Annotated in this window: 15 protein-coding genes and 1 pseudogene; 9 read left to right on the forward strand and 7 right to left on the reverse strand. The window is 72.6% G+C overall.

From position 1 onward, the window contains the following. Positions 1-52: 52 nt before the first annotated feature. Positions 53-604, forward strand: a complete 552-nt coding sequence (locus K7C20_RS04125; RefSeq protein ID WP_048829856.1) for a Rieske (2Fe-2S) protein — start codon at positions 53-55, stop codon at positions 602-604. 71 nt (positions 605-675) lie between these two features. On the opposite strand, the gene K7C20_RS04130 is transcribed toward K7C20_RS04125, so the two are convergent. Beyond that, positions 676-1,332 carry a cysteine hydrolase family protein gene (locus K7C20_RS04130; protein WP_030084872.1) on the reverse strand — a complete coding sequence of 219 codons (657 nt, stop codon included), beginning with the start codon at positions 1,330-1,332 and terminating at the stop codon, positions 676-678. Between the two features lie 356 nt (positions 1,333-1,688). On the opposite strand from K7C20_RS04130, the gene K7C20_RS04135 reads away from it, so the two are divergent. From K7C20_RS04135 to K7C20_RS04145, 3 genes are all read left to right on the forward strand, one after another. Continuing rightward, on the forward strand, positions 1,689-2,153 hold the full coding sequence (locus tag K7C20_RS04135) for a pyridoxamine 5'-phosphate oxidase family protein (protein ID WP_030084874.1): 465 nt from the start codon (positions 1,689-1,691) through the stop codon (positions 2,151-2,153). A gap of 216 nt (positions 2,154-2,369) precedes the next feature. Then, positions 2,370-3,830 (forward strand): acyl-CoA synthetase, encoded by a 1,461-nt coding sequence (locus K7C20_RS04140; protein WP_053209107.1) that lies wholly within the window; start codon positions 2,370-2,372, stop codon positions 3,828-3,830. 178 nt (positions 3,831-4,008) lie between these two features. Next, on the forward strand, positions 4,009-5,382 hold the full coding sequence (locus K7C20_RS04145) for a carboxyl transferase domain-containing protein (RefSeq protein WP_053209108.1): 1,374 nt from the start codon (positions 4,009-4,011) through the stop codon (positions 5,380-5,382). A 21-nt stretch (positions 5,383-5,403) separates the two neighbouring features. Here the strand turns inward: K7C20_RS04145 and K7C20_RS04150 are convergent, their stop codons facing one another. Next, positions 5,404-6,312, reverse strand: coding sequence for a LysR family transcriptional regulator (locus tag K7C20_RS04150; RefSeq protein ID WP_030084883.1), 909 nt, complete (start codon positions 6,310-6,312; stop codon positions 5,404-5,406). 74 nt (positions 6,313-6,386) lie between these two features. Between K7C20_RS04150 and K7C20_RS04155 the strand changes: the two genes are divergently transcribed. Continuing rightward, positions 6,387-7,439, forward strand: a complete 1,053-nt coding sequence (locus tag K7C20_RS04155) for a DMT family transporter (RefSeq protein ID WP_107083379.1) — start codon at positions 6,387-6,389, stop codon at positions 7,437-7,439. A 135-nt stretch (positions 7,440-7,574) separates the two neighbouring features. Here K7C20_RS04155 and K7C20_RS04160 read toward each other — a convergent pair whose 3' ends face one another. Beyond that, the gene (locus K7C20_RS04160; protein WP_048829858.1) at positions 7,575-8,906 is read right to left on the reverse strand and encodes an aminotransferase class I/II-fold pyridoxal phosphate-dependent enzyme; all 1,332 of its coding nucleotides are present in this window, start codon (positions 8,904-8,906) and stop codon (positions 7,575-7,577) included. A gap of 35 nt (positions 8,907-8,941) precedes the next feature. On the opposite strand from K7C20_RS04160, the gene K7C20_RS04165 reads away from it, so the two are divergent. Then, complete coding sequence (locus K7C20_RS04165; RefSeq protein ID WP_053209109.1) at positions 8,942-9,607, forward strand: pyridoxamine 5'-phosphate oxidase family protein; 666 nt, start codon at positions 8,942-8,944, stop codon at positions 9,605-9,607. Positions 9,608-9,616: 9 nt separating this feature from the next. Continuing rightward, positions 9,617-10,279, forward strand: coding sequence for an FMN-binding negative transcriptional regulator (locus K7C20_RS04170; RefSeq protein WP_030084893.1), 663 nt, complete (start codon positions 9,617-9,619; stop codon positions 10,277-10,279). A 57-nt stretch (positions 10,280-10,336) separates the two neighbouring features. On the opposite strand, the pseudogene K7C20_RS04175 reads toward K7C20_RS04170, so the two are convergent. The 3 genes and pseudogenes from K7C20_RS04175 to K7C20_RS04185 all read right to left on the reverse strand — a co-directional run. Next, positions 10,337-10,602: pseudogene (locus tag K7C20_RS04175) on the reverse strand (EamA family transporter); the annotation flags it as partial. Between the two features lie 74 nt (positions 10,603-10,676). Further along, entirely contained in the window at positions 10,677-11,810 is a 1,134-nt protein-coding gene (locus tag K7C20_RS04180) for an EamA family transporter (RefSeq protein ID WP_078953125.1), read from the reverse strand. Positions 11,811-11,883: 73 nt separating this feature from the next. After that, on the reverse strand, positions 11,884-12,414 hold the full coding sequence (locus K7C20_RS04185; RefSeq protein WP_053209110.1) for a Clp protease N-terminal domain-containing protein: 531 nt from the start codon (positions 12,412-12,414) through the stop codon (positions 11,884-11,886). Positions 12,415-12,727: 313 nt separating this feature from the next. Between K7C20_RS04185 and K7C20_RS04190 the strand changes: the two genes are divergently transcribed. Continuing rightward, positions 12,728-13,156: a type II toxin-antitoxin system Rv0910 family toxin gene (locus tag K7C20_RS04190; RefSeq protein WP_030084902.1), complete on the forward strand. Its 429-nt coding sequence runs from the start codon at positions 12,728-12,730 to the stop codon at positions 13,154-13,156. Positions 13,157-13,219: 63 nt separating this feature from the next. Here the strand turns inward: K7C20_RS04190 and K7C20_RS04195 are convergent, their stop codons facing one another. After that, a complete protein-coding gene (locus K7C20_RS04195) occupies positions 13,220-13,846 on the reverse strand; it encodes a PadR family transcriptional regulator (RefSeq protein WP_030084904.1) in 627 nt (208 codons plus the stop codon). A 259-nt stretch (positions 13,847-14,105) separates the two neighbouring features. Between K7C20_RS04195 and K7C20_RS04200 the strand changes: the two genes are divergently transcribed. Further along, positions 14,106-14,660, forward strand: coding sequence for a hypothetical protein (locus K7C20_RS04200; protein ID WP_209443894.1), 555 nt, complete (start codon positions 14,106-14,108; stop codon positions 14,658-14,660). Positions 14,661-14,701: the final 41 nt, after the last annotated feature.

Consider the following 14,701-nt stretch of genomic DNA (forward strand, 5'->3'; position numbering starts at 1 on the left):
GTCCTTGAGCACAACGCGCACCGAAGGCACCACCAAGAACCGGAGGCACACCATGGCTCGACAGGCAGCGTCGGAGCGGACGGAGACCGAAGCGGTGACGGAGGAACCCGGCCAGGCGGCGGGGCGCGGGGCGGCGCGGCGGACCGTCGTCGCGGCGGTCGGCGCGGCCGGGCTGACGGCGGCGCTCGCGGCCTGCGGCGGCAGCACGGCGGACGCGGGGAGCGGCGCTTCCAAGGTTGAGGGTGGCGATCAGGCCGGCAGTTCAGGGGCGAGCGGTGGGGGCGACGGCGCCGCCGGTGGGGGTGGTGGGGGCGGTGGCACCATCCTCGCCAAGACGTCGGAGATCCCCAAGGGCGGCGGCAAGATCTTCAAGGCCGACAAGGTCGTCGTCACCCAGCCGCAGGACGGCGACATCAAGGCGTTCTCCGCGATCTGCACCCACGCGGGCTGCGTCGTCGGCGAGGTCACCGGCGGCACCATCAACTGCATGTGCCACGGCAGCAAGTTCGACATCACCGATGGCAGCGTGAAGAAGGGGCCCGCCACCAAGGGGCTGGCGCCCGCCAAGGTGAATGTGAAGGGCGGCTCGGTCACCCTGGACTGAGGGAACGGGCCGTCCCCCGGCCGCCCGTTCCCGGCCGCCCCTTCCCGGCCACCCGCCGCCCGCCGCCCGGGTCAGCGGCCACGGCGCGGCCGCCTCCAGCTGGTCAGAAGGTCATCGGTGGTGGTGACGGTGGCGACCAGAGCGAGGGTGTTGCGGACCATCGCAGGGGTGTAGTCGGATGGCACCCCTGCGATGGCGTCCGCGGGCACCACGGCCGTGTAACCGAGGTTGACCGCGTCGAACACCGCATTGGGGATCGCCACATTCGCCGACACCCCGGTGACGACGAGCGTCCGGCACCCGAAGTTGCGCAGCAGCGCGTCCACATCGGTGCCGGCGATCGGCGAGAGGCCGTGCAGTCTGCGCACCACCAGGTCGTCCCCGGAGACGGGTATCGGATCGGCGATGCGCACCGCGGTGGATCCGGTGAGCTGCTGGACGGGCAGCCGCTCGGCCGCCTTGAAGAGGCGGGCGTTGTGGCTGGCGCCGCGGCCGTCGGGACGGCGTTCGGCCACGGCATGCAGCACCTGGACGCCGGCGTCATGGGCGGCCGCCACCAGCCGGGCGACATTCGCCAGCGCCCCCGACGTGCGGGCCGCGTCGGCAAGTTCGGGCAGCGCGCTGTCCGGACCGACCACACCGCGCTGGCACTCGACGGTGAGCAGCACCGTCGAGGCCGGGTCCAGTTGCGCGATGATCCGTGCAGCGCCCGAAGACCCCGAAGACATCGCATCCCCCTCTGGCGGACTCGTTTCCCTGCCGGACGTGCTTTCTTGCCCGACGTGCTTTCTTGCCCGACGTGCTTTCTTGCCGGACTTGCTTCACTGCCGGACTCCCTTCCCTGCCGGGCGTGCCTCCCTGCCGGAAGTGCTTCCCTGCGGGGGGCTGATCCCCAGCCTGGGCCGGTTTCCTGCCGGGCCTGATCTCCCGGCCCGTCCGAGCCGGGCGAGGATACCGGGCATTGCGCACACCAGGAAGAGCCCGCATGATTTCTGACACTTAGTCAGGTACGGCTACAGGATCGGTGTCAGGCAAGCGGGTCAGTGCCCCACGAGCGGGGGCACACGGCGGAGGGCGATGACGGATGGCCGACACACAGCGGCGCGGGCGCCGGATCATGATGACGCAGGGCGAGCTCGACGCGTTCCTCGCGGCGCAGCGCACCTGCCGGGTCGCGACGGTCGGTGACGACGGCGCGCCGCACGTCGGGGCCCTGTGGTTCGTCTGGGACGGTACGGCGCTGTGGCTGTATTCGATCACCCGCAGCAAGCGGTGGGCCCAGTTGCGCAAGGACCCGCGGATCGCTGTGGTCGTCGACGACGGGCACGCATACGACGAGCTGCGCGGGGCCGAGCTGACGGGCCAGGCGGACTTCGTCGGCGAGGCTCCGCGTACCGGCGAACCGTGCCCCGCGCTCGACGCCCCGGAGCGGCTGTTCGCGGAGAAGTACTTCGGGATGTCCCGGATGCCGCACGACGGCCGCCATGCGTGGCTGCGTCTGACGCCGGAGTCGGTCGCGTCATGGGATTTCCGCAAGATCCCGGGATGAGGGGCGGGGCGCGGGAGCGGGGCGGTGTGTGGACGGTGGGGCGACGGGTGTGGGGTCGATCACCGCGGGCGGAGCGGATCGGTCGCCGGATGTGATCGCGTTGTCGGTGGTCTCTGCGAGAGTGGTGTGGGTCAGCCCGTGCGGTACCGGCAGGTGCGGAAAGCGGGACGGCCCGGCCGCGACGGGCCGGGCTCCGACGAGGACGAAGGAGATCCGGTGAACGTGCTCTTCCCCGCGCTGCGCGACGCTTCGCCCGCACCCGCGCTGCGCTTCGGCGACCGTAGTCTCAGCTATCGCCAGTTGGCGTCGGTGGCGGGTGCGCTCGCCGAACGGATCGCCGGTCAGAGCCGTATCGCCGTCTGGGCGACGCCGACGCTGGAGACCTCGGTCGGTGTGGTGGCCGCGCTGCTCGCCGGTGTGGCCGTGGTCCCGGTGAATCCGAAGATCGGCGAGAGCGAGCTGGCGCACATCGTGACGGACAGCGCCCCGTCACTCGTCCTGGCCGAACCGGGCGCCGAGCTGCCGGGCCCGCTCGCCGCACTGTCCCGGCTCGACATCGAGGCCGCGGAGCCGCCCGAGGGCGCCGAGCCGGCCCCGCTTCCGTACGAACCGGGCGACGAGGCTCCGGCCCTGATCGTCTACACCTCCGGCACGACCGGGCCGCCCAAGGGCGTTGTCCTCCCCCGGCGCGCCGTTGCGCACACCCTCGACGCCCTGGAGAACGCCTGGCAGTGGACCGCCGACGACGTCCTCGTCCACGCCCTGCCGCTCTTCCATGTCCACGGCCTGATCCTCGGCATCCTCGGACCGCTGCGCCGCGGCGGCAGCGTCCACCACCTGGGGCGCTTCAGCACCGACGCGGTGGCCCGGGAGCTGTCCGCGGCCGGCACGATGCTGTTCGGCGTACCGACGATGTACCACCGCCTGGCCGCCGAGGCCGGCGACGACCCCGCGCTCGCCAAGGCACTCTCCCGTGCCCGGCTGCTGGTCTCCGGCTCGGCCGCGCTGCCGCTGACCGATCATGAGCGGATCGCCGCGGCATCCGGCCGACGGGTGATCGAGCGCTACGGCATGACGGAGACGCTCATGAATACCAGCGTGCGGGCGGACGGCCCCGATGCCGTGGGCACGGTGGGGGTACCGCTGCCGGGGGTGTACGTCCGGCTCGTCGACGACGCGGGCCAGGCCATCGAGGCGCACGACGGCGAGACGGTCGGCGAGATCCAGGTCCGCGGCCCGAACCTCTTCGTCGAGTATCTCAACCGCCCCGATGCCACCGCCGCCGCCTTCGACGGGGGGTGGTTCCGCACCGGCGACATGGCGGTCAGGGACGCCGCCGGGAACTACCGCATCGTGGGCCGGAAGGCCACCGACCTGATCAAGAGCGGCGGTTACAAGATCGGCGCGGGCGAGATCGAGAATGCGCTGCTGGCCCACCCCGGGGTCGCCGAGGCGGCCGTCACCGGCGCTCCGGACGAGGACCTCGGCGAGCGGATCGTCGCGTGGGTCGTGGCCGAGACCGGTCCGGACGCCGGGCCGCCGCCGACCGGCCAGGAGCTCGCCGATCATGTCGCCCGCCAGCTCGCGCCGCACAAACGCCCCCGCACCGTGCACTTCCTGGACGCCCTGCCGCGCAACGACATGGGCAAGATCCTGAAGCGTGAGCTCCGTGCGTAACGGGGGAGGCGCCTCGGCCGGGAACGGAGCCTGCAACGGAGCCGGGGGCGGGCGCCACGGCGGGGACGACTTCCGGGGCGCGGCCCACGAGGACGCGACGGGCGACCGGACTCCGGCCACGGCTCCCTCGACTGCCTCGACTGCCTCGACTGCCTCGACTGCCTCGACTGCCTCGACGATGCCGTGTGCCCGGCTGACGGCCCGTCAAGCCATCGCGGCCGTGGCGGATTCGTATACCGAGACGGCCGTTCCCGACGGTCGTCGCACGCCGGCCGCGGCATCCTCCGCACCGGACGGCCCGCTCGGCTGGCGCGGCTACGACGAGGCGCGGGCCCGCGCCCGCGCCCGGACCGGCGAGGACGAGTCGGTGGTCACAGCCCTGGCCACGATAGGCGGCAGGGAAACGGTCGTGCTCTCCTTCGAGTTCCGCTATCTGGGCGGCTCCCTCGGTGAGCGCACCGGCGACCGTCTGGAGGCCGCCTACACCCTGGCCCGCGAGCGCGGTCTGCCGGTCGTCTCGCTGATCGCCACGGGCGGCAGCCGGATGCAGGAAGGGATGCGCGCGCTGACCCAACTCCAGCGGGTGGCACGGCAATCGGCGCTGAACCGTGCCGCGGCGCTGCCGCAGATCGCCGTGCTGCGCGATCCCACGACCGGCGGGGGCTGGGCCACCCTCGGCGCGGGCGCCGATGTCATCCTCGCGCTCCCCGGAGCACAGATCGGCTTCGCGGGTTCGCGGGTGCGGCCCCCCGACGCCGATCCCCACGCCTACTCCGCCGAAGGTCAGCTCGCCTCGGGCCATATCGACGCCGTCGCCCCGAGCGACCGGCTGCGCGCCACGCTCCAGCGGTGGCTGCAACTGCTGTGCCCGCCGCCGGAGTCCCGCACTCGCGCCGTGGAGCCGGCGCCCCCGCCGGCTGCGCTGGGAGTGCCCGAGCTGCCGGAGACCGGCTGGGATGCGGTGGTGCGCGCCCGGGAGGCAGTGCGGCCGCGCGCCGAGGCGTATCTGCGCGCGTACTTCGATGACCGGGAAGAGATCAGCGGCGACCGCTGTGGCGGCGTCGACCCCGGGATACGGTGCGGATTCGGGCATCGTGAGGGGCGCACGATCGCCTTCGCCGCCCAGTGCGGCACGGCCACCCGCCCGGCCGGTTTCCGCACCGCCGCCCGGCTCGTCCGGCTCGCCGACCGGCTGGGCATCCCGGTCCTCACCCTCGTGGACACCCCGGGCGCCGCCAACGACGCGGCGGCCGAGCAGGCCGGCGCCGGTGCGGCCATCGCCGACGCCTTCGCCGCGCTCGCCACCGCCCAGGTGCCCGTGACCTCCCTGCTCATCGGCGAAGGCGGCTCGGGCGGTGCGCTGGCCCTGGCCGCACCGGACCGGCTCTGGGCGACACCGGACAGCTACTTCTCCGTGATCGCCCCGGAGTTGGCCGCGGCCATCCTCAAACGCGACGAAGCGCAGATCCACGACACCGCCGACCAACTCCGCATCCGCCCGCAGGACTTGCGGGAACTGGGCGTCATCCGCGGCATCGTCCCACCGGCCTGAGGCGGGCCGGGAGCGCCGGCCTCAGCTGCTCTCCACGCCCTTCCCCGCCACGCGGAGCGCACCCACGGCGGCACGGATCGAGGGCCTGCGGTCGGCATCCGCGCGCCAAATGGCATAGACATGACGGCGCATCGTATGGCGTACGGGCACCACGCTCACCCCCTCCGGCACCGGCCCGCGGCCGAGGCGCGGAGCCACCGCGACCCCCAGCCCGGCCGCGATCAGGGCGAGCTGTGTGCCGTGCTCCTCCGCCATGTGCGCGACGCGCGGCTCAATGCCCTTGCTGCGCAGCGTGAACATCAGCCATTCATTGCAGAACTCCCCCTGCGGCCAGGAGATCCACTCCTCGTCCGCGAATTCCTCCAGCTCCACGGACCGCCGTCGGGCCAGCGGATGGGTGGACGGCATCGCCACATCGGCCGGGTCGTCCAGGAGCGGCGCCTTCGCCAGCCCTTCGGGCAACGACAGCGGCCGGTTGTACCAGTCCAGGACGACGGCCAGATCGATATCACCGCGCACCACGCCGCGCACCGACTCGTCCGGTTCCATCTCCGTCAGCCGCGCCCGCAGCTGCGGGTGCTCGGCGCGGAGAGCCACCAGCGCGGCCGGGAAGAGCCCGCGCGCAGCGGTGGGAAACGCGCCCAGCCGCAGCTCACCCACCGCCTGGCCGCGATGCGCTTCCAGCTCGGCCTGGGCCAGCTCGACCTGGGAGAGGATGCGCGTCGCATGGTCGGCGAGCAGCCGTCCGGCGTCGGTCAGCCGCACCCCGCGGCCGTTCTTGGCCAACAGCTGCTGTCCGGTCTCCCGCTCGAGCTTGGCGATCTGCTGGGAGACGGCAGAGGTCGTCACATGCAGTCCGTCGGCGGCGGCGCTCACGGAGCCGTGCCGGGCGACCGCACTCAGCGTCCGCAGGCGATCAAGGTTCAACATATAAGCAATGCTAAGCGATACCCGCCACGAATTCTCGCTTGTGCTTCAAAGTTGTACGCCGCATCGTGGACGCCATGAGCACCACCACCGGCGCACCCACCGCCTCAGCCGACGCCACGAACTCCCCGGCCACGCCTGCCCTCCCCGCTGCCGACGAGCGCACAGCGGCAGCCGCGACCTACACCGGGGCGACGCCCCCGAAGGCCACCGGCCGGGCCCGCGGCTGGCCGATCCGCTTCGCCGCCCTTTCCCTCGTCTGGGGCTTCAGCTTTCTCTTCATCAAGGTGGGCACCCAGGGCTTCGCCCCGCTCCAGGTCACCTTGGGCCGGGTGGCGTTCGGTGCGCTGGTGCTGCTGGCCATGCTCGCGATCAAGCGTGAGCGGCTCCCCCGCTCGCCCCGCACCTGGGCCCACCTCACCGTCGCTGCGTTCTTCCTCAATGCGCTGCCGTTCTCCCTCTACGCCTACGCCGAGCTGACCATCCCCTCCACGCTGGCCGGCATCTGCAATGCCACCTCCCCGCTGTGGGGCATGGCGCTGTCGGTCGTCGCACTCTCCGAGGACCGTCCCAGCCGGCGCCGGGTCGCGGGCCTCGGCGTCGGGTTCCTGGGCGTGCTCACCGTGCTCGGCGCCTGGCAGGGCTTTTCCGGCACGGACCTCACGGGCACCGCGATGGCACTGGGCGCCTCGCTCTGCTACCCCATCGGCTGGATCTACGTCCGCCGCACCCTGGCGGGCAGCCGGCACTCCCACCTGTCCATGTCCAGCACCCAGCTGCTGCTGGCCACCGCCCAACTGGCCGTCGTGACCCCGCTGTTCACCACCGCACCGGCCGGCTACCCGGTCATCCCGCTGCTCGCCGTCTTCGCGCTCGGCGCCCTGGGCACCGGCTTCGCCTTCCTCCTCCAATACGGCCTGGTCGCCGAGATCGGCCCCACCACCGCCCAGATGGTCACGTACTTCATCCCCGTGATCGCCACCGCGGCCGGCGTGGCCCTCCTGCACGAACAGCTGAGCTGGAACACTCCGGTCGGCGCCCTCATCGTCCTGGCCGGCGCCGCCCTCACCCAGAGCAAGCCCCGCCCGAGCGGCCCGTCGCTCCCCCGGCCCGGCTCGACCACAGACTGACCGCCCCCAGCGCACAACGCACCGAGGACCCTGGCCACTTACCGGCGCCAGGGTCCTTGCGCGCAGGCAGAGGATCACCGACGACCGGCCGTGACAGCCTTGCGAGGTCCGTCGGCCCGTATGCCTCCCACCCCCTCACTCGTAGCGCCGCACCTCCCCCACCCCGGTGGCCGCGGCCACGGCCTCCGCGACCGGAGTGATGTCGTCATCGGAGAGGGCGGAGACGGTGATGCGGATGCCAGGCGGGGACTGGAGGCGGAAGCGTGCGCCGGGGGCCACCGCCCAGCCGGAGTGCAGGAGCCGGGCCACCGCACCGGTCTCGTCCGGGACCGGCACCCAGACGTTCATACCGCTGCGGCCCCGCGCGCGGACGCCGCGCTCCGCCAGCGCCCGTATCAGGGCATCGCGCCGCCGGCCGTACGCCTCGGCCACCGCCTTCGGGTCGACCGCGGACGTCCGCCACAGATGGAGGACCGTGTCCTGGAGCAAATGGCTGATCCAGCCCGGCCCGAGTCCCTGACGGCCCCGCACCCGGTCGATGGTCAGCGCATCGCCGGTGAGCACCGCCAGGCGCAGATCCGGGCCGTACGCCTTGGCCGTCGAGCGGACCAGGACCCAGTGGTCGGTGATGCCGGAGAGGGGATGGAGCGGGACGTCGACGATGCCGTGGCCGTGGTCGTCCTCGATGAGGAGGGTGCCGGGGTGCGCGGCAAGGAGGGTGCGGAGTTCGGTGGCGCGGGCGCGGCTGACGGCGGCCCCGGTGGGGTTCTGCGCCCGGTCCGTGATGACCACGGCACGGGCGCCGTCCTGGAGCGCGCGCGCCAACTGCTCCGGCAGCGGGCCCTCGTCGTCCACGCCGACGGCAGCGGGGCGCAGCCCGAGTGCCGGGATGAGATCCAGCAGGCTCCCCCACCCCGGGTCCTCCACCGCCACGGTGTCGCCGGGCCGCAGATGGGCGGCCAGCACCCGCTCTATGGCGTCCAGTGAGCCGCTGGTGACGGCGACCGGGCCCACCGGCACACCGTCGTCGGCGAACGCCGCGCGGGCGAGGGCCGCGAGGTCGTCGTCCACGGCAGGCGTGCCATAGAGGACGGGGCGCCGCACGCTGCGCGCCGCGGCCGCCGCCAGCGCCCGCTCCAGCGGGGGCAGCAGGGACGGATCGGGGTTTCCGTCGGAGGCGTCCCGGACGCCCGGCGGCACCTCCACCCGCAGGGCCTCGCGCGGCGTGCTCGCGGGGCGGGGACGGACCCGACTGCCGCGCCGGCCCGCGGTTTCGATCACTCCGCGGTCGCGGAGGGTGCGGTACGCGGCAGCGACCGTATTCGGATTCACCTCCAGATAGACAGCCAACTCCCGCAGCGGCGGCAGGACTTCGCCCGGCTGGAGCTCGCCCGCACCGACGGCTCGCTCGACACTGGCGGCAATCTCCGATGCGCGCCGCCCTTCGATCCGATACTCTCCTAGCACAAACTTGATTATGCACTAGTGCAATGGAGTTGGCAATGGCACGAGCCGAGGCGTACGAACCGACCGCACGCACGACCCCCACCCGCGCCCGCGAACGCGCCGCCTACGACCACGAGACGGTGCACGCCATCCTCGACGCGGGCTACGTCTGCCATCTGGGCTTTGTCCGCGACGGCTCCCCCGTCGTCCTGCCGACGCTCTACGGCCGCGTCGGCGACCGCCTCTATCTGCACGGGTCGACCGGCTCCCGCCCGCTGCGGATGAGCGGTGCCGCGCCGGACCCCGGCCTGGAGGTCTGCGTCACGGTCACCCACGTCGACGGCCTCGTCCTGGCCAGGTCCGCGTTCCACCACTCCATCAACTACCGCAGTGTCGTGGTGCACGGCACGGCCTACCAGGTGACGGACGAGGAGGAGAAGAAGGCCGCTCTGGACGCGCTGGTGGACCATGTCCTGCCCGGACGCGCCGCGGACTCCCGCCCCGGCAACGCCAAGGAGCTGGCCGCCACCGCCGTCATCCGGCTCGACCTGCGCGACGTCTCCGCCAAGCTCCGCACCGGCGGCCCCAACGACGAGCCGGAGGACCTCGCGCTGCCGTACTGGAGCGGTGTCCTGCCCGTCGCACCGGTGTACGGCGCCCCCATACCGTCCGACGATCTCGCGCCGGGCACGCCCGAGCCGGCGTATCTCCCCGCCCGCTGAGGAGCCCGCGTGCTGATCCATCCCTGGGACGCCCCCACCGACGATGACGAGTGGCAACAGTGGCTCACGACACATGACTTTGGTCAGCTGGCCACCAACGGACCGCCCGGCGAACCGCCGATGCTGCAGCCGCTGCACTTCGCCTACGACCCGGCCCGGCGCGAGGCCGTCACCCACCTGGCCCGCCCCAACCCCCTCTGGGACGCGCTGGAGCAACGGCCGACGGTGCTGCTGAGTGTGGTGGACGACCACACCTTCATCCCCGGCCCCTGGCAGGCGGCCGAGGACCAGCCGCCCGAGCACGGCGTCCCGACCAGCTTCTATGCCGCGGTCCAGCTGACCTGCACCGCCCATGTCGTGGACGACCCGGAGGCGAAGGCAGCACTCCTGCAACGGCAGCTGGGCCACTTCCAGCCGGACGGCGGCTCGGCTCCGGTCGCCGCGGATGCGGCTCCCTACGGACGGCTGCTCTCGGGCATCCGCGGTCTGCGCCTCGAAGTGCGGGAGGTCCGCGCCAAGTTCAAGTACGGAGGCAAGCGGAGCGAGGCAGTCCAGCACCGCATCTCGGAACGCCTCACCGAACGGGACGGCCCCGGCGACGCGGCGGCCCGCACCCACCAGCAGCGCCGCCTGGCGGCCGGCGGCACCGCCACCGGGGCGCCCCGCTCCTGAACGGCACCCTGCCCCGCCCCTTCCCGCCCGGCCGGTCGTCGGCCGGGCATGAGCTGAGGCCGCGGACCGCGCGGCCGTCACCGCTCCGCGCGCCTCCGTCACCGCCAACGCGGCCACGGCCGACAGCAGCACGGCGGTGCCGATGACCGTCGCCATCGTGAGCCGCTCCCCGAGGAACAGCACCGCGATCACCGCGGCCGGCACGGCTCGATCAGCGAGATCACGGACGCGGTCGCGGCGCGGACGGCGGCCGGCCCCGCGAAGTACAGCCCGTAGGCCAGCGCCGTGGGCACGGCCGCGACATACCCCAGCAGCAAAAGGCTGCCGAACCGACCGCCGCGCCGGCCCCGGAACGCTCGTGGGGCGGTGCGGCAGGCTCCCTAGGGGGAGACACCCCCTAGGGAGCCGACGACGACGCCGGGGAAACGCCGCCCCCCGGAGCGCCGGCGCCCGCGCCGTCCTCCGTCCCGGGCCCCGCCCCCGCCCCGGCTCCGGCCACCCGCACGGTCTCGGTCGCCTTCGGCTTCGCCGACTGCGCGATGAAGGCGCCGGCCAGCACCACCACGCCACCGACGATCTGCGGCGCGGAGAGATGTTCGCCGAGCAGGACCCAGGCCAGCACCGTCGCGATGACCGCCTCCAGACAGGCGACCACCCCGGCCACCTGCGGCGAGAGCCGGCGGATGGAGACCACTCCGGTGAGGTAGGCGGCCACCGTCGCGATCAGCACGATCCAGGCGAGCAGCAGGACGGCGGGCACCTGCGTGCCGTTCATCTCCGCACTGCCGCCGAGTACCGGCCAGCGCATGTCCCAGGGGCGGGCGAGCGCAGTGAGGACGGCGGCGCCGATCAGCAGTCCGTAGGCGATCACGCCCAGCGGGTCCACCGTGTCGTCGCCGTCGCTGCCGTGATCGGAGAGCACGAAGTAGCCGACCTGGCAGCAGGCCGCGCCGAGCGCGAGGGCAAGTCCGATGACGTCGAAGCTCAGCCCGGACCAGACCTCGACGACACAGGCCAGTCCGCCGACGGCCAGCACCACCCCGACCGCGGCGGCACGGGTGACCGGCCGTTTCTGAACGAAGCGGACCCAGCCCAGCACAAGGGCAGGAGCCAGATATTCGATGAGCAGCGCCACGCCGACTGGGATACGGGAGAGCGCGGCGAAGTAGCAGGCCTGTACGCCCGCGACGGCGAGCAGCCCGTAGCCCGCGAGCAGCACGGGCCGGCGCCGCGCCAGCTCCCGGTGGCGCCAGGCGACCGGCAGCATGACCAGCGCGGCACCGACGACCCGCAGCCAGGTGACATGCAGCGGTTCGAGACCGGCGGATATCAGAGGCTTGGCGGCGACGCCCGAACCGCCGAAGGCGAGGGCGGACACGAGCGCGATGCCGAGGCCGGCGCCGCGTCCCCGGGGCGCCTCGCTACGGCCCGCCCCGAGGGCGGGTGGTGACGGCTGGGTCCCCCGGGACCCTGGAGTTCCCTGGCCCGGACCGGTCGATGGACCTGCCGGGCTCCCCGAAGACGCGTGCATCCGGCCATCATGGCAGCCGCCGTCAGCAGTGCCACCCCCGATACCCCTGTCATCCCCGGCCGGGGCGTTCTCGTCAGTCGCCCCCGGGGCGTTCCCCGTCCAGCCGTGCGGCGAGCCGGGCGGTGTCCACGGAGGCCCGATGCAGCACCTCGACGGCCCGGGATTCGGGGTCGTCCACCAAAGCGGCGAGCAGGTCCAGGCAGCCCGCGCGGGTGGCATAGCAGGCATGGGCGCGGTCCAGCGCGCCGTCCATGGCGGCCGCCGCGGCCGGTGACCATCCGGGGACGCCGCCCTCGGCGACCGTGGGGACCGCACCGGAGTCCTCGATGGTGCCGTGCCATTGGAGTCCGTAGCCGATGCTGCGCTGGACGAGGTAGCCCAGCAGCCGGGCGACCTGCGGAGAACCGTCGAAGGCGGCGCGTACGGCGGGGTCCGTTTCCAGGAGGCCGTGCAGCAGATGCGCGGTGTCGACCTGCCGGTCGCCGTCCCGGGTGGCCCGCCTGCGAGCAGCGGACACGACCGTCGCGAGTTCGACGGTGAGCCGGCTGTCGAGCTCCTCCTGGGCGGGCCCGTCGCCAGCACTGTACGCAGTACGGTTTTGCACAGCACCCACCCCACCAGCCTCCGAGCGCCGGAACATCCCCGGCGGGGAGCATTTGCGCCTCCCACGGTGGTTGGGCACGGCCGCACCATCTCATCCTTACGGAGGAGATGTGGGGGAACCGTGGAGGCCGGACATGCGGGCACCGGATGGCCGTCCGCCTGGCACGGCCGCCTCCTGTCGGGCCGGCCACCAAAACGCCAGCCACCAAAACCTGACGCCTCATCAGCAAGGCCGGTCGTCGGTATTGAACCTTCACCCCCGTACGGCTACCTTCCGCGGCACCAGCCAGCACCGTCACCGAAGGGGTGATCGCATGGCCGAAGTCACCGCGCAGGCCCGTATCGAAGCGCCGGCCGACAAGCTCTGGGACCGGCTCACCGACTTCGATTCGTACGGGGAGTGGAACGCCACCCACACCGCCTTCCCCAAAGGCGGGCCGGAATCGCTCGAGGTCGGCGCGGGCTACGAGGAGAACATGAAGCTGATGGGCTTCCCCGCGGAGGTCATCTGGACCGTCCGGGAGCTGGATCCGGGACGGCTGCTCGACATCCAGGGCAAGGGCCCGATGGGCGTCAACCTGGGAATGCGCTACGAACTCACCCCGGACGGCGAGGCCACAGCCGTGCGGATCGACGGGGCGTTCACCGGCGCCGCGGTCTCACTGATGGCCGGCAAGCTCAGGGACTCGGCGAGCGCCGCACTGAACGAGTCGCTGCGCAGGCTCGCCACCCTGGTCGCCTGAGCCTTCGGGAGCCACCCACACGCGCGGCCCCGAAGACTCCTCCCCCTGCCACCCCGCACAGGGTCAGTCCTCCTCGGCGAGGATCAGATACAGCTCCTTGCGCGCCTTGTTGACCACGGCCATGGCCTTCTCCCGCTGCTCGGGGCTGCCGGTGGCCCACACCTGCCGGAACGCCTCGACCAGGCCCCCGCCCGCCTTACGGATCTCGTTCATCGCCTCCCAGTCGACGCCGCGGCCGGCGTCCTCCCAGGGGGCGTCCGAACCACTGTCGGCCTCGGCGCGCCCGGCGTCGGTCAGCGAGAACAGCTTCTTGCCGCCCTCGCTGGCGCTGGCGATCAGCCCCTCGTCCTCGAGGAGTTGGAGCGTCGGGTAGACCGAGCCGGGGCTGGGCTTCCACGCCCCGCCGCTGCGCTCGGCGATCTCCTGGATCATTTCGTAGCCGTGCATCGGGCGGTCCTTGAGCAGCGCCAGAATCGAGGCGCGCACATCGCCGCGCCGCGCCCGGCCGCGCGGTCCGCCACGCCCCCGGCCGCCGCCGAAGGGCGGGCCCCCGAAAGGCGGGCCGAACGGGCCGAAGGCGGCACGCCGCCGCTCCCAGCCGCCCGCGAAGTCACCGCGGCCGCCGTGGCGCCCGGGTCCGCAGTGCTCATGCCGATGCTCATGTCCGTGTTCGTTTCCTTGGGAACGCATGAGGCGTCCTCCCTTTCTTTCACTGATCGGTCGCGATGCCTCAACGATATATCGGGACTGTTCGTCGAAGCAACCCCCTGAGTGGTGTCCGGCTGTCCTGGCGCACTCGATCGAGCCGGTTCCCACCGCGCGACTGGTGCAAGCGCCTGCCGAAGGAGCGAAGAGGCCGATCACCGGCCCCCGGCCCGGAACCCGGAACGCCCCTCGGCGTGAGGGCCAACGTCGGTCCCAGCGAAGCGACTTGTTACCGTCAACCGCTGTGAGCAGTAATGACGCCGCGCCCAAGTCGCGCTTCCTCGCCCTGCACGACTACGGCATGGGCGGGTCCTGGTGGTGGATCCAGGCGCGGTCCGCGCGGGAGATCATCGAGACGTTCGCGTGGATCGAGGTCGTCACCGACCCCGAGACGGTGGCGCGGCAGGAAAAAGACGGCGAGCTGGAGGAAGTCGACATCGACGCCCCGCGGATGCCTCCGGGTCTGGACAGCATGCGCGCCACACGCCACGCACAGCGCGGTCGTCCGGGCTTCGGTGCGCTCGCGGACAGGGACGTCGTGTACCTGCGTCGCCGATGGGACGAGGAGGACGACGAGGATCCGGCCGTCTATCTGATGGAGGTGAGCCCCGACGGCCGTCGCATCCGCCAGGTGGAGCTGGCCGAGGACGGGACCGCGGTCAAGAGCGGCCCCGACGACTGGCCGTTCAACCCTCCGATCGTGGATCTCTTCGACCCGGATCTCGTGGGCCTCCAGATCGGCCGGGACGAGTTCGAGGAACAGTGGGCACGCGCCCGCCAACTGGACGTCGGCCTGTAGGCGGGCCGCGCTCCCTCCCCCACTTCGGCCGCTCCGGCCAC

Source organism: Streptomyces decoyicus, assembly GCF_019880305.1.
Classification (GTDB): Bacteria; Actinomycetota; Actinomycetes; order Streptomycetales; family Streptomycetaceae; genus Streptomyces; species Streptomyces decoyicus.

Excerpts from the sequence above, each read along its gene's own strand:
- K7C20_RS04125 (WP_048829856.1), top strand. The coding sequence starts at position 53 with ATGGCTCGACAGGCAGCGTCGGAGCGGACGGAGACCGAAGCGGTGACG.
- K7C20_RS04190 (WP_030084902.1), top strand. The coding sequence starts at position 12,728 with ATGGCCGAAGTCACCGCGCAGGCCCGTATCGAAGCGCCGGCCGACAAG.
- K7C20_RS04155 (WP_107083379.1), top strand. The coding sequence starts at position 6,387 with ATGAGCACCACCACCGGCGCACCCACCGCCTCAGCCGACGCCACGAAC.
- K7C20_RS04150 (WP_030084883.1), bottom strand. The coding sequence starts at position 6,312 with ATGTTGAACCTTGATCGCCTGCGGACGCTGAGTGCGGTCGCCCGGCAC.
- K7C20_RS04165 (WP_053209109.1), top strand. The coding sequence starts at position 8,942 with ATGGCACGAGCCGAGGCGTACGAACCGACCGCACGCACGACCCCCACC.
- K7C20_RS04135 (WP_030084874.1), top strand. The coding sequence starts at position 1,689 with ATGGCCGACACACAGCGGCGCGGGCGCCGGATCATGATGACGCAGGGC.
- K7C20_RS04130 (WP_030084872.1), bottom strand. The coding sequence starts at position 1,332 with ATGTCTTCGGGGTCTTCGGGCGCTGCACGGATCATCGCGCAACTGGAC.
- K7C20_RS04145 (WP_053209108.1), top strand. The coding sequence starts at position 4,009 with ATGCCGTGTGCCCGGCTGACGGCCCGTCAAGCCATCGCGGCCGTGGCG.
- K7C20_RS04180 (WP_078953125.1), bottom strand. The coding sequence starts at position 11,810 with ATGCACGCGTCTTCGGGGAGCCCGGCAGGTCCATCGACCGGTCCGGGC.
- K7C20_RS04195 (WP_030084904.1), bottom strand. The coding sequence starts at position 13,846 with ATGCGTTCCCAAGGAAACGAACACGGACATGAGCATCGGCATGAGCAC.